At 52.6% G+C, this 19,461-nt stretch carries 20 protein-coding genes and 1 other RNA gene; 10 read left to right on the top strand and 11 right to left on the bottom strand.

Annotated elements, in window-relative coordinates; genetic code table 11:
* Positions 1–18 precede the first annotated feature (18 nt).
* Positions 19–837: an HMP-PP phosphatase gene (gene cof / locus ACLJPE_RS08770; protein WP_000113030.1), complete on the top strand. Its 819-nt coding sequence runs from the start codon at positions 19–21 to the stop codon at positions 835–837.
* Between the two features lie 48 nt (positions 838–885).
* Here cof and cdsH read toward each other — a convergent pair whose 3' ends face one another.
* A complete protein-coding gene (gene cdsH / locus ACLJPE_RS08765) occupies positions 886–1,941 on the bottom strand; it encodes a cysteine desulfhydrase (protein ID WP_000987850.1) in 1,056 nt (351 codons plus the stop codon).
* Between the two features lie 112 nt (positions 1,942–2,053).
* Here cdsH and decR point away from each other — a divergent pair, with 112 nt between their 5' ends.
* The 3 genes from decR to ACLJPE_RS08750 are packed head-to-tail and all read left to right on the top strand — an operon-like array spanning position 2,054 to position 6,099.
* Positions 2,054–2,512, top strand: coding sequence for a DNA-binding transcriptional regulator DecR (gene decR, locus ACLJPE_RS08760; protein WP_000884593.1), 459 nt, complete (start codon positions 2,054–2,056; stop codon positions 2,510–2,512).
* A gap of 40 nt (positions 2,513–2,552) precedes the next feature.
* Positions 2,553–4,325: a SmdA family multidrug ABC transporter permease/ATP-binding protein gene (locus tag ACLJPE_RS08755; RefSeq protein ID WP_001235559.1), complete on the top strand. Its 1,773-nt coding sequence runs from the start codon at positions 2,553–2,555 to the stop codon at positions 4,323–4,325.
* Positions 4,318–6,099 (top strand): SmdB family multidrug efflux ABC transporter permease/ATP-binding protein, encoded by a 1,782-nt coding sequence (locus ACLJPE_RS08750; RefSeq protein WP_001256070.1) that lies wholly within the window; start codon positions 4,318–4,320, stop codon positions 6,097–6,099. The genes ACLJPE_RS08755 and ACLJPE_RS08750 overlap by 8 nt, the downstream gene beginning before the upstream one ends.
* 31 nt (positions 6,100–6,130) lie before the next feature.
* Here the strand turns inward: ACLJPE_RS08750 and ACLJPE_RS08745 are convergent, their stop codons facing one another.
* A complete protein-coding gene (locus ACLJPE_RS08745) occupies positions 6,131–6,256 on the bottom strand; it encodes a hypothetical protein (RefSeq protein WP_254888881.1) in 126 nt (41 codons plus the stop codon).
* Between the two features lie 55 nt (positions 6,257–6,311).
* Between ACLJPE_RS08745 and glnK the strand changes: the two genes are divergently transcribed.
* Both glnK and amtB read left to right on the top strand, forming a co-directional pair.
* Positions 6,312–6,650, top strand: coding sequence for a P-II family nitrogen regulator (glnK, locus tag ACLJPE_RS08740; RefSeq protein WP_000780341.1), 339 nt, complete (start codon positions 6,312–6,314; stop codon positions 6,648–6,650).
* 31 nt (positions 6,651–6,681) lie between these two features.
* Complete coding sequence (gene amtB / locus ACLJPE_RS08735) at positions 6,682–7,968, top strand: ammonium transporter AmtB (RefSeq protein WP_000684917.1); 1,287 nt, start codon at positions 6,682–6,684, stop codon at positions 7,966–7,968.
* A 99-nt stretch (positions 7,969–8,067) separates the two neighbouring features.
* On the opposite strand, the gene tesB is transcribed toward amtB, so the two are convergent.
* Positions 8,068–8,928, bottom strand: a complete 861-nt coding sequence (tesB, locus tag ACLJPE_RS08730) for an acyl-CoA thioesterase II (RefSeq protein WP_039512896.1) — start codon at positions 8,926–8,928, stop codon at positions 8,068–8,070.
* Positions 8,929–9,142: 214 nt separating this feature from the next.
* Between tesB and ACLJPE_RS08725 the strand changes: the two genes are divergently transcribed.
* Positions 9,143–9,712: a YbaY family lipoprotein gene (locus ACLJPE_RS08725; protein ID WP_000779802.1), complete on the top strand. Its 570-nt coding sequence runs from the start codon at positions 9,143–9,145 to the stop codon at positions 9,710–9,712.
* A gap of 32 nt (positions 9,713–9,744) precedes the next feature.
* On the opposite strand, the gene ACLJPE_RS08720 is transcribed toward ACLJPE_RS08725, so the two are convergent.
* Positions 9,745–10,134: an MGMT family protein gene (locus ACLJPE_RS08720; protein WP_000961285.1), complete on the bottom strand. Its 390-nt coding sequence runs from the start codon at positions 10,132–10,134 to the stop codon at positions 9,745–9,747.
* Between the two features lie 84 nt (positions 10,135–10,218).
* Here ACLJPE_RS08720 and ffs point away from each other — a divergent pair.
* Positions 10,219–10,315, top strand: an RNA gene (gene ffs, locus ACLJPE_RS08715) — signal recognition particle sRNA small type.
* Positions 10,316–10,364: 49 nt separating this feature from the next.
* Here the strand turns inward: ffs and ACLJPE_RS08710 are convergent.
* Positions 10,365–11,915, bottom strand: a complete 1,551-nt coding sequence (locus ACLJPE_RS08710) for an EAL domain-containing protein (protein WP_001642888.1) — start codon at positions 11,913–11,915, stop codon at positions 10,365–10,367.
* Between the two features lie 224 nt (positions 11,916–12,139).
* On the opposite strand from ACLJPE_RS08710, the gene ACLJPE_RS08705 reads away from it, so the two are divergent.
* Positions 12,140–12,400: a type B 50S ribosomal protein L31 gene (locus tag ACLJPE_RS08705; RefSeq protein ID WP_000801415.1), complete on the top strand. Its 261-nt coding sequence runs from the start codon at positions 12,140–12,142 to the stop codon at positions 12,398–12,400.
* A 5-nt stretch (positions 12,401–12,405) separates the two neighbouring features.
* Positions 12,406–12,546, top strand: coding sequence for a type B 50S ribosomal protein L36 (gene ykgO / locus ACLJPE_RS08700; protein WP_001197749.1), 141 nt, complete (start codon positions 12,406–12,408; stop codon positions 12,544–12,546).
* 55 nt (positions 12,547–12,601) lie between these two features.
* Here the strand turns inward: ykgO and ACLJPE_RS08695 are convergent, their stop codons facing one another.
* The 6 genes from ACLJPE_RS08695 to acrA form a co-directional block, all read right to left on the bottom strand.
* A complete protein-coding gene (locus ACLJPE_RS08695; protein ID WP_000136183.1) occupies positions 12,602–13,072 on the bottom strand; it encodes a YlaC family protein in 471 nt (156 codons plus the stop codon).
* 117 nt (positions 13,073–13,189) lie between these two features.
* Positions 13,190–13,741: a maltose O-acetyltransferase gene (maa, locus tag ACLJPE_RS08690; protein WP_001278791.1), complete on the bottom strand. Its 552-nt coding sequence runs from the start codon at positions 13,739–13,741 to the stop codon at positions 13,190–13,192.
* Positions 13,742–13,919: 178 nt separating this feature from the next.
* A complete protein-coding gene (locus tag ACLJPE_RS08685; protein ID WP_001280991.1) occupies positions 13,920–14,138 on the bottom strand; it encodes an HHA domain-containing protein in 219 nt (72 codons plus the stop codon).
* A gap of 27 nt (positions 14,139–14,165) precedes the next feature.
* A complete protein-coding gene (gene tomB, locus ACLJPE_RS08680; protein ID WP_000344807.1) occupies positions 14,166–14,540 on the bottom strand; it encodes an Hha toxicity modulator TomB in 375 nt (124 codons plus the stop codon).
* 495 nt (positions 14,541–15,035) lie between these two features.
* Positions 15,036–18,185 (bottom strand): efflux RND transporter permease AcrB, encoded by a 3,150-nt coding sequence (gene acrB, locus ACLJPE_RS08675; protein WP_039512904.1) that lies wholly within the window; start codon positions 18,183–18,185, stop codon positions 15,036–15,038.
* Positions 18,186–18,207: 22 nt separating this feature from the next.
* Positions 18,208–19,401 carry a multidrug efflux RND transporter periplasmic adaptor subunit AcrA gene (acrA, locus tag ACLJPE_RS08670; RefSeq protein ID WP_001039202.1) on the bottom strand — a complete coding sequence of 398 codons (1,194 nt, stop codon included), beginning with the start codon at positions 19,399–19,401 and terminating at the stop codon, positions 18,208–18,210.
* Between the last annotated feature and the right edge of the window lie 60 nt (positions 19,402–19,461).

The following is a 19,461-nucleotide window of genomic DNA, read 5'->3' as shown; positions in this document are numbered from 1 at the left end:
CACAGTGTGGAGAAAGAGATGGCCCGTCTGGCAGCATTTGATATGGATGGCACGTTATTAATGCCCGATCACCATTTGGGTAGAGAAACGATCGCCACGCTGGCGCGTCTGCGCGAACGCGATATCACTCTGACATTCGCTACGGGTCGTCATGTGCTGGAGATGCGGCATATTCTGGGGACGCTTTCACTGGATGCTTATCTTATTACCGGTAACGGGACGCGAATTCACTCGCTGGAAGGCGACGTGCTGCATCGTCAGGATCTCGATCCTCAGGTTGCCGATACGGTGATGCACCATGCCTGGGATACCCGAGCCAGTATGCATGTGTTTAATGACAACGGCTGGTTTACAGGCCAGGAGATCCCCGCGCTACTCCAGGCGCACGTCTACAGCGGCTTTCGTTATCAGGTTATCGATATAAAAAGCATTCCGGCCCATCAGGTGACGAAGATCTGTTTTTGCGGCGATCATGACGATCTGATCCGTTTGCGCATTCAGCTCAATGAGGCGCTGGAAGAACGCGCTCACCTCTGTTTCTCTGCCGTCGACTGCCTGGAAGTGCTACCGCTGGGGTGCAATAAAGGATCGGCGCTGGCGGTATTGAGCAACCATTTAGGGCTTTCACTGGCAGATTGCATGGCGTTTGGCGACGCGATGAACGATCGGGAAATGCTGGGCAGCGTCGGGCGGGGGCTCATTATGGGCAATGCCATGCCGCAGCTTATCGCCGCGCTGCCACACCTTTCGGTTATCGGACATTGTGGTAATCAAGCGGTATCACACTTTTTGACGCATTGGCTGGACAATCCGCATCTACCTTATTCCCCCGAATGAGAGATCTCTTCCAGCAAGCCAGACATTCAGTCTGGCTTTTTTTTGTTTCTAGTCGCCGGTAAGTAATTTTGCGATGGCCGCTGACCACGGCGTCAAATCGCCGATATGGTCGCTAACCCAGGACGGATGGTAATAGGTATCCAGATAGCGATCGCCGCTATCGCACAATAACGTCACGATAGCGCCGGTTTCTCCAGCCTCGCGCATCCGGGCCGCAAGCTGCAGCGCTCCCCACATATTCGTGCCGGTAGAGGCGCCGACTTTACGGCCTAGCTGCGTTTCCAGCCAGTGTGCGGTGGCAACGCTGGCGGCGTCCGGCACGCGCAGCATCTCATCCACGACATCCGGAATAAAAGAAGGCTCTACTCGCGGACGACCAATTCCTTCAATTTTACTGCCCACCGGGCTGCGTAATGAAGCGTCGCGATCCTGCCAGTAAGGTAAAAAGACGGAATTTTCCGGATCCACCACCATGAGCTGAGTATCATAGCCCTGGCAGCGAATATAGCGCCCAATCGTCGCAGAGGTTCCGCCCGTTCCGGCGCTCATGACGATAAATCGCGGTACCGGATGGGGTTCGTTGCGCATCTGGCGGAAAATACTGTCGGCAATATTATTGTTGCCCCGCCAGTCGGTAGCTCGTTCTGCGTAGGTAAACTGGTCCATATAGTGACCGTTCAGTTCATGCGCCAGCCGCTCGGAGGCGGCATAAATTTCGCAGGCGCTCTCCACAAAATGACAGTGGCCGCCGTAAAATTGAATCTGTTCGATTTTACGTTTTGCGGTACAGGCGGGCATGACGGCGATGAACGGCAGTCCCAGTAAACGCGCGAACCAGGCTTCGGAAATCGCCGTTGAGCCTGATGACGCTTCAATAATCGGAGTGCCTTCTTTAATCCAGCCATTGCACAGCCCATAAAGGAACAGCGAGCGCGCCAGACGATGCTTGAGGCTACCGGTGGGATGCGTGCTTTCGTCTTTCAGGTAAAGCTGGATACCCGGAAATGCCGACAGGGGCAAACGAATAAGATGCGTATCCGCCGAGCGCTGGTGGTCAGCGTTAATTTCATTAATGGCATTTTTAACCCAATTGCTACTCATCATTAATATCCATTTATCATTTTGTGCCAAGAGTAGCGAAAAGTACGGAAAAAATTGTTGCTATTTGACCTTTAAATTACAATGTAAGGAGAAAAATATTCTCTATGGGGTGGGTATGTTAGATAAAATTGACCGTAAACTGCTTTGCTTATTGCAGCAGGACTGTACCCTCTCTTTGCAGGCGCTGGCGGATGCCGTTAATCTGACGACAACACCTTGCTGGAAGCGGCTTAAACGCCTGGAAGATGACGGTATCCTGCTTGGCAGGGTCGCGCTGCTGGACCCGGAAAAACTGGGGCTGGGGTTAACCGCTTTTGTGTTGATAAAAACGCAGCACCACAGCAGTGAATGGTACTGTCGGTTCGTGACCGTCGTCTCTGAGATGCCGGAAGTGCTTGGCTTCTGGCGGATGGCGGGGGAATACGACTATCTGATGCGAGTTCAGGTGGCCGACATGAAGCGGTATGACGACTTCTATAAACGTCTGGTCAATAGCGTCCCGGGACTGTCAGACGTCACCTCCAGTTTTGCGATGGAACAGATTAAGTACACCACATCTCTGCCCATTGAATAATTCTCCCGGTATTGCCGGAAATCATATCAGGAAATAACGCGTGCGATTATTTGCTCAATTAAGCTGGTACTTTCGCCGGGAATGGCGTCGCTATCTTGGCGCGGTGGCCCTGCTTATGCTTATTGCGATGCTTCAGCTGATCCCGCCCAAAGTGGTGGGGATTGTCGTGGATGGCGTAACCGCACAGCATTTTACTCCAGGCCGAATAGCGATGTGGATTGGCACCATTGCCCTGATCGCCGTAGTGGTCTATTTGTTGCGCTATGTCTGGCGCGTGCTGCTATTTGGCGCTTCTTATCAATTAGCCGTCGAACTGCGTGAAGATTATTATCGCCAGCTGAGCCGTCAGCATCCTGAATTTTATCAGCGCCATCGAACGGGCGATCTTATCGCGCGCGCGACGAATGATGTGGATCGCGTCGTATTTGCGGCGGGTGAGGGCGTTCTGACGCTGGTTGACTCGCTGGTAATGGGCTGCGCGGTACTGATTGTCATGTCGACGCAAATTAGCTGGCAGCTAACGCTATTAGCGCTGTTGCCGATGCCGATTATGGCGCTGATGATCAAACGTTACGGCGATCGGCTGCATGATTATTTCAAACTGGCGCAGGCCGCCTTCTCCAGCCTGAACGACCGCACGCAGGAGAGTCTGACCAGCATCCGCATGATCAAAGCGTTTGGTCTGGAGGACCGCCAGTCTTCGCTGTTTGCGGCGGATGCCGAAGATACCGGCAAGAAAAATATGCGCGTGGCGCGTATTGACGCGCGTTTTGATCCAACCATTTACATCGCCATTGGCATGGCGAACCTGCTCGCGATTAGCGGCGGAAGCTGGATGGTGGTTAACGGCAGCCTGACGCTGGGCGAACTCACCAGCTTTATGATGTATCTGGGGTTGATGATTTGGCCGATGCTGGCGCTGGCCTGGATGTTTAATATCGTGGAGCGGGGTAGCGCCGCTTACAGCCGCATCCGCGCCATGCTGGCGGAAGCGCCGGTAGTTAAGGATGGTGAAGAGCCGGTCCCGGCGGGGCGCGGCGAACTGACGGCGGCCATTCGTGAGTTTTGCTATCCGCAAACGACGCATCCGGCGCTGGAGAATGTGAACTTTCGCCTTAAACCGGGTCAGATGCTGGGGATATGCGGTCCGACCGGCGCGGGGAAAAGCACAATCTTGTCGCTTATCCAGCGCCATTTTGATGTGACGCAGGGAGAAATCCGATTCCATGACATGCCGTTGACGCATCTGCAACTGGATAGCTGGCGTAGCCGACTGGCGGTCGTCAGCCAGACGCCGTTTTTGTTCTCGGACTCTATTGCCAATAATATTGCGCTCGGACGCCCGGAGGCGACCCAGGAAGAGATTGAACAGGTGGCGCGTTTAGCCAGCGTACATGAGGATATTCTCCGTTTGCCTCAGGGCTACGACACGCAGGTAGGTGAACGTGGCGTCATGTTATCGGGAGGGCAAAAACAGCGTATCTCGATTGCCAGAGCGCTGCTGTTGAATGCGGAAATTCTGCTTCTTGATGATGCGCTCTCAGCAGTAGATGGTCGCACGGAGCATCAGATTTTGCATAATTTGCGCCAGTGGGGCGAAGGGCGTACGGTCATCATCAGCGCGCATCGTTTATCCGCGCTGACCGACGCCAATGAAATTATCGTTATGCAACATGGTCATGTTGTTCAGCGCGGCGATCACGATCAACTGGCGCAGCAGATTGGCTGGTATCGCGATATGTATCGCTATCAGCAACTGGAGGCCGCGCTGGATGACGCGCCGGAACGCGGCGAGGAGGCGGCGAATGCGTAGTTTTGGACAGCTATGGCCGACGCTGAAACGGTTACTGGCGTATGGCTCGCCATGGCGAAAACCGCTCTCTGTCGCGGTGATGATGCTGTGGATTGCGGCGGCGGCGGAAGTTAGCGGTCCGCTGCTGATCAGCTATTTCATTGATAACATGGTGGCCCGCCACCATTTACCGTTGGGCAAGGTCGCGGGGCTGGCGGCCGCCTATGTGGGGCTACAATTTCTGGCGGCGGGTCTGCATTACGCCCAGTCTTTATTATTTAACCGGGCGGCCGTTGGCGTGGTTCAGTCCTTGCGCACGGACGTCATGGATGCCGCCTTGCGCCAGCCGCTAAGCGCCTTCGACACGCAGCCTGTCGGACAATTAATTTCACGTGTGACCAACGATACGGAAGTCATCCGCGATCTGTACGTCACGGTCGTCGCGACGGTATTACGTAGCGCGGCGTTGATCGGCGCCATGCTGGTCGCTATGTTCAGCCTTGACTGGCGGATGGCGCTGGTGGCGATTTTGATTTTTCCGGCGGTATTGACCGTGATGATCATTTATCAGCGCTACAGCACGCCGATTGTACGCCGCGTGCGGGCATATCTGGCGGATATTAACGACGGCTTTAACGAAATCATCAACGGGATGAGCGTAATCCAGCAGTTTCGCCAGCAGGCGCGCTTCGGCGAACGCATGGGCGAGGCCAGCCGCTCGCACTACATGGCGCGGATGCAGACGCTACGCTTAGACGGCTTTTTATTGCGTCCGCTGCTTAGCCTCTTTTCCGCGCTCATTTTATGCGGTTTGTTGATGCTTTTCAGCTTTACGTCTGCCGGCACGATTGAGGTCGGGGTGCTGTATGCGTTCATTAGCTATTTGTCACGTCTGAACGAGCCGCTCATTGAACTGACCACCCAGCAATCCATGCTACAGCAGGCGGTTGTGGCGGGAGAACGTGTTTTTGAACTGATGGATCGCCCGCGCCAGCGCTATGGCAGCGACGACAGGCCGTTACAAAGCGGGGCGATTGATATTGATCATCTGTCGTTTGCTTACCGCGACGATAATCTTGTTTTACAGGACATTACGCTCTCAGTACCGTCCCGTAGCTTTGTGGCTCTGGTGGGGCACACCGGCAGCGGGAAGAGCACGCTCGCCAGCTTATTAATGGGGTATTACCCCCTGACACAAGGCGAAATTCGGCTGGATGGACGAGAAATCGCCTCTCTTAATCATCGCGTTTTACGCCAGGGCGTGGCGATGGTTCAACAGGACCCGGTAGTGATGGCGGATACCTTTCTGGCTAATGTGACGCTGGGGCGCGATGTCTCCGAGGCGCAGGTGTGGCAGGCGCTGGAAACGGTACAACTGGCGGACCTGGCGCGCGGCCTGAGCGACGGGCTGCATACGCATCTCGGCGAGCAGGGAAATACGCTGTCCGTCGGGCAAAAACAGCTATTGGCGCTGGCGCGCGTGCTGGTTGACGCCCCGCAAATATTAATTCTTGATGAAGCGACGGCCAGCATCGATTCCGGCACTGAGCAGGCGATACAGCAGGCGCTGGCGGCGATTCGCGAGCGCACCACGCTGGTGGTTATTGCCCATCGGCTATCGACAATCGTGGAGGCGGATACCATTCTGGTTCTCCATCGCGGCCAGGCGGTGGAGCGCGGGACGCATCAACAATTGCTGGCGGCGCAAGGGCGCTACTGGCAAATGTATCAATTACAGTTAGTTGGCGAGGAGTTAGCCGCCAGCGTACACGAAGAACCCGGCCCTGCGGCATAAGGTTTGGCGCCACAGGGCAAAGCCTCGCCCATTATGCACCGTTGTGGTGCGTTTTTCTTTCCCTGCTTCGATTTTGGGGCGCGTCAATATAAAGACGCGCCGCTAACTGCGCTTTTCCTCGCTCGCCAGCTTCTGGCACATCCTTTGCAATATCCATTCTGAAGAGTCCATGCGCGGCGGCAGCCGTTACCTAATTCTGACTGGAGGGTTCTATGAAGCTGGTTACCGTAATTATCAAACCGTTCAAGCTGGAGGACGTGCGGGAGGCGCTTTCTTCCATTGGCATTCAGGGACTGACCGTCACCGAAGTGAAAGGGTTTGGCCGTCAGAAAGGACACGCCGAACTGTATCGCGGCGCGGAGTACAGCGTGAATTTCCTGCCGAAGGTCAAAATTGATGTGGCTATCGCCGACGACCAACTGGAAGAGGTGATCGATATCATCAGTAAAGCGGCTTACACCGGAAAAATTGGCGACGGCAAAATTTTCGTCGCGGAGCTCATGCGCGTTATTCGGATTCGTACCGGCGAAGCTGACGAAGCAGCGCTGTAAGACCCGCCACACAGCAACAGGAAATGAAAAAATGAAGATAGCGATGATAAAAACCACACTGGCTTCACTGGCGCTGCTGCCTGGGCTAACGATAGCCGCGCCGGCGGTTGCCGATAAAGCGGATAGTGCTTTTATGATGATTTGCACCGCGCTGGTGCTGTTCATGACGATACCGGGTATCGCGCTGTTTTACGGCGGATTAATTCGCGCTAAGAACGTGCTGTCAATGTTAACGCAAGTGACCGTCACCTTTGCGCTGGTCTGTATTTTATGGGTGGTGTACGGCTATTCGCTGGCTTTTGGCGAAGGGAATCATTTCTTCGGTAATACCGATGGGGCGATGTTGAAGAATATCGCGTTGACGGCGGTAACGGGTACGATTTATCAGTATATTCATGTCGCGTTTCAGGGATCTTTCGCCTGTATTACCGTCGGGCTGATTGTCGGCGCGCTGGCGGAGCGTATTCGTTTTTCGGCGGTACTGATTTTTGTCGTGGTGTGGTTCACGCTCTCTTATATCCCGATTGCGCACATGGTGTGGGGCGGCGGCCTGCTGGCTGCTCACGGCGCGCTGGATTTTGCCGGTGGTACGGTGGTGCATATTAACGCCGCTATCGCCGGGCTGGTAGGGGCTTATTTAATTGGCAAACGCGTCGGCTTTGGGAAAGAAGCATTTAAACCCCATAACCTGCCGATGGTCTTTACCGGTACTGCGATTCTGTATATCGGCTGGTTTGGATTTAACGCGGGTTCTGCGGGGAGCGCAAACGAGATAGCAGCGCTGGCCTTTGTGAACACCGTGGTGGCGACCGCCGCCGCGATTCTGGGGTGGATTATCGGCGAGTGGACGCTACGCGGTAAGCCTTCCCTGCTAGGGGCGTGTTCCGGCGCGATTGCCGGTCTGGTCGGCGTGACGCCAGCCTGTGGCTATGTTGGCGTTGGCGGCGCGCTGGTTATCGGCGTTATTGCGGGTCTGGCGGGATTGTGGGGAGTCACCATGCTTAAACGTCTGTTACGGGTAGATGATCCGTGCGACGTATTTGGCGTTCACGGTGTTTGCGGAATAGTCGGCTGTATCCTGACCGGCGTTTTTGCCGCCAGTTCGCTGGGCGGCGTTGGCTTTGTCGACGGCGTTACGATGGGACATCAGGTGATGGTACAGCTGGAAAGTATTGCTATTACGGTCGTCTGGTCCGGCGTTGTCGCGTTTGTTGGTTACAAACTGGCGGATATCCTTGTTGGACTGCGTGTACCGGAAGAGCAGGAGCGCGAGGGGCTGGATGTGAACAGTCACGGCGAGAATGCGTATAACGCGTGATTGCGCAACATGCCTGATGGCGCTGCGCTTATCCAGTTTACCGTAGGCCGGATAAGCGCAGCGTCATCAGGCCATTAACGCCGCATAGCGGCATGTTTTTTAATTGTGATTGCGCATTACCCCTTCCTGCACGGTTGAAGCGACCAGCGCGCCATCCTGAGTATAAAACTCGCCGCGAACAAAGCCCCGGGCGCTGGAGGCGGAAGTGCTCTCCACGCTATAAAGTAGCCATTCATTAAAATTGAACGGACGATGGAACCACATAGAGTGATCGATAGTGGCGATCTGAATGCCCTTTTCCAGAAAACCGATGCCGTGAGACTGAAGCGCGACGGGAAGGAAATTCAGATCCGAGGCGTATCCCAGTAAATATTGATGGACGCGAATGTCATCCGGAACGGTGCCGTTGGCGCGAATCCATACCTGACGCACAGGCGCGGCGACGTGACCTTTCAACGGATTGTGAAATTCGACGGGACGAATTTCCAGCGGGCGATCGCAGAGAAACTTTTCTTTCAGAATCGGCGGCAGTAAATGCGCCAGCGATTGCGCGATTTCCGTTTCTGACGGTAGTCCTTCCGGCCCGACTGCCGTCGGCATGGTTTTTTGATGTTCGAAACCCGGTTCCGGCGCCTGGAATGAGGCGGTCATGTAAAAGATGGGTTTCCCGTTCTGAATAGCGGCAACGCGGCGGGCGCTGAAGCTATTCCCATCGCGCAGCACTTCTACGTCATAGATAATGGGTTTTTGGCTATCGCCCGGCCGCAGAAAATAGCTGTGGAATGAATGCACCAGTCGTGCTTCCGGCACCGTTTCTTTGGCGGCATAGAGTGCCTGGCCCACCACCTGACCACCAAATACCTGGCGCAGCCCTAAGTCTTCACTTTGGCCCCGAAAGAGTCCTTCTTCAATTTTTTCCAGATTCAATAATGTCAGCAAATTATTCAGTGTCTGACTCATACATACTCTCCAGGTGACAACGATGCCGAAGCGAGGTAGGGCAGAGTATAACGCAATTTTGCAAGTGGTCCGATGGGTACAAAAGTCTGAATAACAGACCAATTCCAGGCAAAAATGAGTGACATGTGCCACACTTAATCACGTTATGTTTCTGTTAACCACTCTTCCGGCGGGGGGAAAGGCCTGCTGGTGCATTGATGATAAGGAGAATTGAATGAAACTCGTGCACATCGTAAGTGGTTTAGCGGTTGCGATATCTCTGGCGGCCTGCGCTGATAAAAGCGCTGATATCCAGACGCCTGCGCCAAACCCTAACATGTCGATTACAGCTAACCAGTCTACTATTCAGCAACCCAATGTTTCCGGTACCGTCTGGATCCGCCAGAAGGTCGCTCTGCCGCCAGATGCGGTGCTGACCGTGACGCTTTCAGATGCTTCGCTGGCTGATGCGCCGTCTAAGGTGCTGTCGCAAAAAGCGGTACGTACCGAAGGTAAACAGGCGCCTTTCAGTTTTGTGTTGCCGTTTAACCCATCAGATATTCAACCTAACGCGCGCATTCTCCTGAGCGCGGCCATCACCGTTGATAATAAGCTGGTATTTATTACCGATAGCGTGAAACCGGTGATTAACAATGGCGGCACTAAAGCGGATCTGACGCTGGTACCGGTACAGCAAACGGCGGTGCCTGTGCAGGCCAGCGGCGGTGCGACGACGACGGTTCCATCGACCTCACCGACCCAGGTCAATCCGTCTTCTGCCGTTCCTGCGCCTACCCAGTATTAATCCTGCGCCAACCCTCTCCGTTACGGAGAGGGTTAATACACCCAGCGATAGCGTTGTAAATCGATTTGTCCGCTTCCCGACACCACCACGCCTTCCGCCAGTAATGCCTGACGTTGCCGCTGTAGATCCGGCCCGGTAAGTGATATCGCGCCGTGGCGGTTCACCACCCGATGCCATGGTAAAGTGCTGCCTTCCGGCAGACGTTTTAAAACTCCGCCGACCTGACGCGCCGCCCGAGGCGAACCGGCAAGCCGGGCGACATCACCGTAGGTCGTGACAAATCCTTCCGGGATCGAGGCGACGATTTGCCAGACGCGTTGAGGAAAAGTGTCCTGAATATCCATAATAGAATCCTGCGTTAATGCTTCAGGATAATCTGGAATAAGGGGGGAGGAAAGCCCGGATGCGCAAGAAACCAGCATCCGATGCCTGATGGGTTGCAATTGCACGATATAGCAGTGATAATGCGCCTGCGCGTTGGTTCACAACGCTCTCAATGGGGGCTCTGTTGGTTCTCCCGCAACGCTACTCTGTTTACCAGGTCAGGTCCGGAAGGAAGCAGCCAAGGCAGATGACGCGTGTGCCGGGATGTAGCTGGCAGGGCCCCCACCCATTTGTGCCTCTCCACACTGTTTTTTTCTGCTGTGCGACGTTATAGCCGCTGTTCCGCCCAAAGAATAAATGCCGTAGCGGGTAGGGGTTTACTGTATAACCAGCCCTGACCATAATGCACGCCATGCTGGCGTAGCCACTGTTCTTGCCTGATCGTTTCGATGCCTTCTGCGACCATCTTAAGTTTGAGCGTTTTCGCCATTTCAATAATATGCGGCGTGACGTTTTTATATTCCAGCGCATCGACAAAAGATTTATCAATTTTAAGGACATCCACATCCAGATTTTGTAAGTAGCTGAGGCTGGAATAGCCGGTGCCAAAGTCATCAATATAAATTGAATGTCCCGCGTTACGGTATCTGGCGACAATGGGCGCGCTGGTTTTCGGATCGGCGAACTCGCGTTCCGTTAATTCAAGCGCGATTTGCGACGGAGAAATTTGGCTACGGTTCAGCAGCGTGCTTAACAGCGTCGGCAACGTTTCCGACGCCAGATCGGATGCCTCAAGATTGATTGAAATATGTTGTTCGGGATGGGACTTTAACCAACTCCCCATGTCTTCAAAAACGGTTTCGATGATTAGCCGGGTTAGCGGCTCCGTGAGCCCGGTTTGTTCAGCCAGCGCGATAAAAATTTCCGGCGAAAGGAAGGTGCCGTCCGCCTGTTGCCAGCGAGCTAAAGCTTCGGCACCGACAATTTTTCCGCTGCTCAGGGAGACAATAGGCTGATAGTGTACGTTAATTTCGCGATTGTCTATCGCATCCTGGAGACGGTGGCGGGGCGACTGTAGCCGACGCAAAATACGCAGAATAAAGGCCGCAGCCAGCAGACCCGTTACGATGCCCGCCGGTAGCCAGATAAATGCCTGTCGATACCAGCTCCTTTCCAGCGGAGCGGTCGGTGCCCAGCTTACGATAGTAATGCCCATTTCCGGAAAGGGGTGAATAGCATACTGAATGCCTCGGTTTTCCAGCCGCAGGGGCGTCTCATGGTGAATGAGCGGAAGAATAGCGAGGTCAAGGTTACCGCTGCTGGCAACCACAGTATTGCGTTCCCGGCCAATAATAGCGACGTCAATCGGCCATGCGCCAAACGGAATCACATCGATAAAGGACGCCGGGTCGATCATCACGATATAGCTGTCGCTCCCGAGTGCCGCCATATAGCGTTTTATACCCAGATCGTTTTGCGCCGTAAACCAGGCGCGATAACCGTCGCGAGTGATTTTCATGGGCGGAGGGAAAGCGGGAATATGGCTCTCTTTTTCAAGTGAGGAGCAAACGGGAATCGAATTTTTAAGATACAGAACTTCCTGGACATACCGAAAGCTATAAGACACGCGGCGCATGGCGAGTAAATGGGCGCTGCTGCAGGGCTCGCCTTTAAAGGAGGCAATATGCGTTAACGCGGCTTTTGCCTGGTCACTGACCCTTTCTGTACGTAGCGCCACCCGGGACGAGAAGATATCCAGCTCTTCGTTAAACCTTTTTTCAACTTGACGGTGCGCCAGCCACAGACTCAATCCTATCGGGAAAAGGACAGACAGGATAAGCACTCCCGTTACCAGGCTGACCAGATGTCGTGTTGTCACAGTGATGTCCTTATAAACACAGCGTAGAGAAAGTATATCCGATCGTAAATCGCGCCCTCGAATGATAAAGCTATTTTATCGATTTTACAGATATAGGGGCCAGACTAACGCGTTACGCCACATTGCTTTTGCCGCCAGGAAGAGATCGTGAATGTTTACCGGTTGAAAAAGGAGCGTTGATAGCGTATTTTACTGTTATGTTATAACATAATTGAGAGGGCGCAATGAAACCTGATATTCATCCTGTATACCGCACCGTCGTATTTCACGACACCAGCGCAAATGAATATGTGAAAGTGGGATCAACTATCAAAACTGAACGTGAAATCGAACTGGACGGCGTGACATATCCGTATGTCACTATTGATGTGTCATCAAAATCGCATCCTTTTTATACCGGTAGACAGAAAACGTTTGATAGCGAAAGTAGCGCCGCACGCTTCCAGAAACGTTTCGGTCATTTTATCGGCGCTAAAAGGGGGTAAATGAAATGCAGGTGTTAAACTCACTTCGCAATGCAAAACAACGGCATCCGGATTGCCAGATAGTCAAACGCAAAGGACGCTTATACGTGATTTGTAAAACAAATCCGCGTTTTAAGGCGGTTCAGGGGCGTAAAAAAAGGCGTTAAAAAAACAACAGTTCAGGGAAAGCAGTGCGTACCAGGGAGGGTGCGCACTTTTTTATTACCGGCTGGCTTCTGCGCGGGCCAGCGTAAAAATATCGTAGAAGGAAAGTTCGCCCTTACGGGCAACCATTTTTTGCAGCTGGACTTTATGTTCATTATCCACCTGTGGAGATTGAAGAATCGTCTCAATGAGCGTGGGGGGAACAAAGCGGGTGTTGTACCATTCGCCGTTGTAACAGACCCGGAGGTCCAGCACATCGATGTCGTTATAGTGATAACGCGGGGCGATGTCGAAAAAGAAGAAGCCATTAAATGCGATAAATAACACCACTAACAGCCACACTGACCCCACCAGCGTTTCTGATTGCAGCATGACCGCCAGCGTCGCAAACCAGGCCGCATACATCGCGATAAATAACCCAGGATGCTTGCGGATAAAACTGATACTAAAACGCGGCCTGTTATCGCGTTTTTCACGGACGTTTAAGTCATCAATAGTTTCGCTAAGCAGGCGCTGTATCTCTGTCATCTTTTGCCTTCATGATTTCTGCGACATAGGAGGTAATAACAGCCCATTTTAAAGGGAGGTGTAACGTGAAAAAAGTAACAGATTAGCCCCGAATTAGCATAACAGTTATCATTTTGGCTACAATTTTTTAATGATTCGCGCCGGGTTTCCGCCTACCACGACGTCTGGCGGTACGTTTTTTGTCACCACAGCGCCTGAAGCGACGACGACGTTATCGCCGATGGTTACGCCAGGATTAACGACGGCTCGTCCGCCTATCCAGACGTTATTTCCAATAGTGACGGGTTTACCGAATTCTCTGCCGCTGTTGCGTTCGACGGCGTCCAGCGGGTGCGTGGCGGTATAGATATGTACCCCTGGCGCGAGCATACAATTATCGCCAATATGAATTGGGCAAACATCAAGCATGACGCAGTCGAAGTTAGCGTAAAAGGAGTGACCAAGAAAAATATTATAGCCGTAGTCGCAACGAAAGGAAGGTTCAATATAGGCGTCTTCGCATCGACCCAACAGGTCGCGTAAAATCGCCTGACGCTTATTTATTTCATCAGGCGTAGTATAATTGTATTGATGGATGAGTTGACGCGCCCGCAGTCGATCCTGGCATAAAGTTTCATCGGTCGGGCAATACAGTGCCCCAGCGATCATTTTTTGTTTTTCGTCACTCATCGCGCGCTCCCCTTGGTGGATATTATCGCAATAGAAGCAATAATAAAGTATTAGAGGGAACGTTCCCTGCTATTGGTATGTGATCTATATCACTGTTTTATAATAGCCCGTTGTGTTATTAGCCAGAACGAGGAGGCAGATAACACCTGCGTGTTCTCTAAAAAGTAATGTAGCGTGATTAACGAATGAATTTCCATACTGAAGAGGGGATCTTGTCGTAGAGTTTGTTCATTGTCAATTCTGCAAGACGGTGATCCGCAGCTGAGTAAAATACAGCCAGCTCATTGTCGGACAATTCATATTTATTTTTCTCAATGACGCGCTCCAGAGTGTCAATTGTCTGACAGCGCCGTAAACGCATCAAATAATCAGTTTTAGTTAATGGTTTATCAGACATAAATTCTACCTATGATTGTAATAATTTTTAACAAGACAAACTAACAGGATTAGCCCTGGTGGCGTTGACGAAACAACGGAACAGGCGGTTGCCCGATTTACGCCATTTTTGCAAATCCTGCGTATTAATACCATAGCTGCTGAACAACATAAAGGTGTCGTCCAGATATTCATCTATCTGCGCAATCAATTTATTGTCTTCATTGTACTTAATTTTATAATTAAGAGCGAAAGTTGCAATATGCTCTATCAGCTCATTGAGCTGCAGGTTGACTGCTGAGGTCGGGTCATTAACCCAGCCATGGTTGCTTTCTTCAAGGTTTGCAAGACAGTCATGATACAGGGTTTCGCAAAGAAATTTAAGCTGTGCTATATCATGTCTTTTGGGTGAGTATTCGTCCATAATGCATCCCCTTTTTAGTGGCTTAAACTAACCGAACACCTTCGGGATGGATACAACTAACTAACCTGGTACTTCCCACGTCACCTTATGATTTAACTATAATCTACTCTAAAAAACTTTTCATCGTCATATTACGAAAAATTACAATTGCGTGAAAGCCGCGTGTTGCCATACTTTTTCGAATTTTAACAGTGATCGTCGGTCGCCTAAAAAGGAACCAGTTTTATTGTTTGTGTAATCATTGGGTTAACGTTTTTTAGCTTTTCAGGCTAAAACAATAGACTCTGACAGGAGAAAATAGCCAGGAATATTCTTAATATTTCTTAATTAATGGCTGAATTAAGAAATGGCCAACTTTCCTAAGAAAAGCCTTTAACGCAGTAAGGATTATACCTTTTATTAATATGGCAAAAAATAATCAATCTAACAATAAGCGTATTTTATGATTTTTGCGTAAAAAAGGCCGCTTGCGCGGCCTTATCTACAGTGAGCAAATCAGCGATGTTCTGTCGAATGACTATGCTCAATATCTTCGCTTTTACGGCTAAAGCGGCGGCGTACCACCACGAAGAAGACCGGTACGAAGAAAATAGCCAGTACGGTTGCCGTTACCATCCCGCCCAGTACGCCAGTACCTACCGCATTCTGCGCGCCGGAACCCGCGCCGGAACTGATAACCAGCGGCATAACCCCCAGCATGAACGCTAACGAGGTCATCAGAATCGGGCGCAAACGCATCCGGACGGCCTCCAGCGTCGCTTCTACCAGACCTTTCCCTTCTTTATCCATTAAGTCTTTGGCGAATTCGACGATAAGTATCGCGTTCTTCGCCGACAACCCAATGGTTGTGAGCAGGCCCACCTGGAAGTAAACGTCGTTAGTCAGTCCGCGGAAGGTCGCAGCCAGCAGCGCGCCGATAACCCCAAGCGGAACAACCAGCATTACGGAGAACGGGATAGACCAGCTCTCATACAATGCCGCCAGACACAGGAAGACGACGATCAGCGAGATAGCATACAGGGCAGGGGCCTGGTTGCCGGACAACCGCTCCTGGTAGGACATCCCGGTCCAGTCATACCCAATGCCTGACGGCAGCTTGCTGGCCAGTTTTTCCATCATCGCCATCGCTTCACCGGTACTCTTGCCTGGCGCCGCCTGACCCAGAATTTCCATCGAAGGCAGACCGTTATAGCGTTCCAGACGCGGCGAACCATATTCCCAGCGGGAAGAGGAGAATGCGGAGAACGGCACCATCTGACCATCGCTACCACGAACGTACCAGTCGTTAATATCATCCGGCAACATGCGGTATTTCGCTTCGGACATCACGTAAACTTTCTTCACACGACCGCGATCGATAAAGTCGTTTACATAGCTGCCGCCCCATGCTGCGCCCAGCGTGGTATTGATGTCGCTAATAGACACGCCCAGCGCCTGAGCTTTTTCCTGGTCGATATCGATTTTAAACTGCGGCGTATCCTCCAGGCCGTTAGGTCGAACGCCTACCAGCAGATCAGGATATTTCGCTACCTCGCCGAACAACTGATTACGCGCCTGGGTCAGTTTTTCATGACCAAGTCCCGCCTGGTCAATCAACTCGAAGTCAAACCCGGTTGCGGTGCCCAGTTCAACAATCGCCGGCAGGTTAAAGGCGAAGACCATCGCATCTTTAATTTGTGAAAACGCTGCGGTTGCCCGCTGGGTAATCGCTTCAACCTTGTTTTTTTCGCCTGGACGATCGGCCCAGTCTTTCAACGACACGAATGCAATACCGGTATTCTGACCGCGCCCTGCAAAACCGAAGCCGTTGACGGCGAATACCGATTCAACGTTGGCTTTCTCTTTGTTCAGATAGTAATCCGTGACCTCATCCAGCACTTTTTGCGTGCGCTCTTGCGTCGCGCCGGCGGGGAGCTGGACCATTGTCAGGAATACGCCCTGGTCTTCATCCGGCAAGAAAGAGCTTGGCAGACGAACGAACAGATAAGCCATACCGACGACGATAATGAGATAGAGCAGCAGATAACGCCCGGTGCTGCGCAGAATATTGCCTACGCTATCGGTGTAGTGATGCGTGCTCTTATCAAACAGGCGGTTAAACCAGCCGAAAAAGCCTTTTTTCCCTTCGCCATGATCGCCTTTGGCGACGGGTTTGAGCATCGTCGCGCACAGCGCGGGCGTCAGGATCAGCGCGACCAGCACCGACAGCGCCATCGCCGATACGATGGTGATAGAGAACTGACGATAAATTGCCCCGGTTGAGCCGCCAAAGAAGGCCATCGGAATAAATACCGCCGACAGTACCATCGCGATACCCACCAATGCGCCCTGAATCTGGCCCATGGATTTGCGCGTCGCTTCCTTCGGCGGAAGGCCTTCTTCCGTCATAACACGTTCGACGTTCTCGACCACCACGATGGCGTCATCCACCAGCAAGCCGATGGCGAGCACCATCCCGAACATCGTCAGCGTGTTTATCGAGAAACCGAATGCCGCAAGCACGGCAAAGGTTCCCAACAACACCACCGGAACCGCAATAGTCGGAATCAACGTCGCGCGGAAGTTCTGCAGGAACAGGTACATCACCAGGAACACGAGGATAATCGCTTCGACCAGCGTTTTTACCACTTCATGAATAGAGATCTTCACGAACGGCGTGGTGTCATACGGGTAGACGATTTTCATCCCTGGCGGGAAGAACGGTTCCATTTTTTTCAGTTCGGCGCGAATAGCGGTAGCGGTATCCAGCGCGTTGGCGCCGGTAGCCAGTTTGATGCCAAGACCTGACGCTGGCTGACCGTTAAATTTCGCGATGACGTCGTAGTTTTCGCCGCCAAGCTCAATTTTCGCTACATCCCGCAGACGAACCTGAGAGCCATCCTGATTCACCTTCAGCAGGATTTTGCCAAACTCATCCGTTGAGGTCAGACGCGTTTGGGCAATAATCGATGCGTTAAGCTGCTGGCCTTTTACCGGCGGCGTACCACCGAGCTGACCTGCTGCGACCTGGGCGTTCTGCGCTTTGATCGCGTTAATCACGTCGACCGGCGTCAGTTGGTATTTGGTCAGCTCTGTCGGATTCATCCAGATACGCATCGCATATTGCGAACCAAACAGCTGGACGTCGCCCACCCCAGAGGTACGGCTGATCGGATCTTTCATATTGGCGGCAACGTAATCCGAAATATCCTCCTGGGTCATGGTGCCGTCGGTGTTAATGACGCCCACTACCATCAGGAAGCTACTTGAGGACTTCTCAACGCTCACGCCCTGTTGCTGTACTTCCTGGGGAAGTAACGGCATTGCCAGTTGCAACTTGTTCTGAACCTGAACCTGCGCGATGTCCGCATCGGTACCGGATTCAAAGGTCAGCGTGATCTGCACGGTCCCCGTGGAGTCACTGTTGGAGGACATATACATCAGGTTATCGATACCGTTCATATTCTGTTCGATAACCTGCGTGACGGTATCCTGTACCGTTTTCGCATCAGCGCCAGGGTAGGTTGCGGAGATCGTCACTGCTGGTGGCGCAATCGTCGGATATTGCGCTACCGGCAATTTGAGGATCGCGAGCCCCCCTGCCAACATGATGATGATGGCGATCACCCACGCAAATATAGGGCGATCGATAAAGAAATTAGGCATGTCTTAACGGCTCCTGTTTAAGTTAAGACCTGGGCTGAGCAGGTTGATCACCGCTTGCGGCTTGCTGTTTGTTATCCGCGGTAATTTCCTGCACTTTAACCTGTGCGCCAGGACGTACTTTTTGCAGCCCGCTGACGACTACGCGGTCGCCCGCTTTCAACCCGTCAGTCACCAGCCACTTATCGCCGATCGCCTGGCTTGCGACGATTTGGCGGGTTTCCACTTTGTTATCAGCGCCAACCACCAGCACCGTGGCATCGCCGCGTGGAGTACGGGTAACGCCCTGTTGTGGAACCAGTAATGCCGTCGGTTTTGTCCCTTCCTGCAGACGTGCGCGAACGAACATTCCTGGCAATAAGGTGTGATCCGGGTTAGGGAAGATGGCGCGCAAAGTAATAGATCCGGTGGTTTGGTCAACGGTCACGTCGGAGAACTCAAGCGTACCGGATTGCGGGAATTTGATACCGTCGCTGGTCACCAGATCGACCTTCGCTTTGCCGTTTTCCTGCTTCAGCGAACCATTTGCCAGCTCCTGCTTCAGGCGCAGGAAATCATTGCTGGACTGGGTCACATCGACATAAATAGGGTCCAGCTGCTGCACTGTCGCCAGCGCCGACGCCTGACCGTTCTGTACCAGCGCGCCTTCCGTTACGGATGACTTACCAATACGACCGCTAATCGGTGAGGTGACTTTGGTATACGCCAGGTTGATACGTGCGGTTTCAACGGCGGCTTTTGCTGCGACAACGGCGGCAGTCGCTTGTTGCGCGTCAGCCAGCGCCTGATCGTATTCCTGCTTACTGATGTACTGCGTACCCAGCAGCTTTTGATAACGCTTCACCGTCAGTTCAGCGATATTCGCGGCGGCCTGCGCTTTTGCCAGATCGCCCTTAGCGCTGTCGTAAGTCGCCTGGTAGGTCGCAGGATCAATCTGATAGAGAGAGACTCCCGCTTCGATATCACTTCCCTCAACGAAATTACGCTTCAGGATAATGCCGCTTACCTGCGGGCGAACTTCGGCGATACGGTAAGCAACGGTACGACCCGGAAGTTCAGTTGTGATTTGCAGTGGTTCCGTTTTTAGTGTGACAACCCCAACTTCTGGCATCTGCTGGCCGCCTTGCTGGTCCTGTTTGTCGTCACATCCTGTTAGCGCTAAGCTGCCTGAGAGCATCAGAACGACCGCCAGAGGCGTTAACCCTCTGTTTTTGTTCATATGTAAACCTCGAGTGTCCGATTTCAAATTGGTCAATGGTCAAAGGTCCTTAAACCCATT

The organism is Salmonella sp. SAL04196 (assembly GCF_046550835.1).
Lineage (GTDB): Bacteria > Pseudomonadota > Gammaproteobacteria > Enterobacterales > Enterobacteriaceae > Salmonella > Salmonella enterica.
This window is presented reverse-complemented; position numbering and strand designations above follow the sequence as displayed.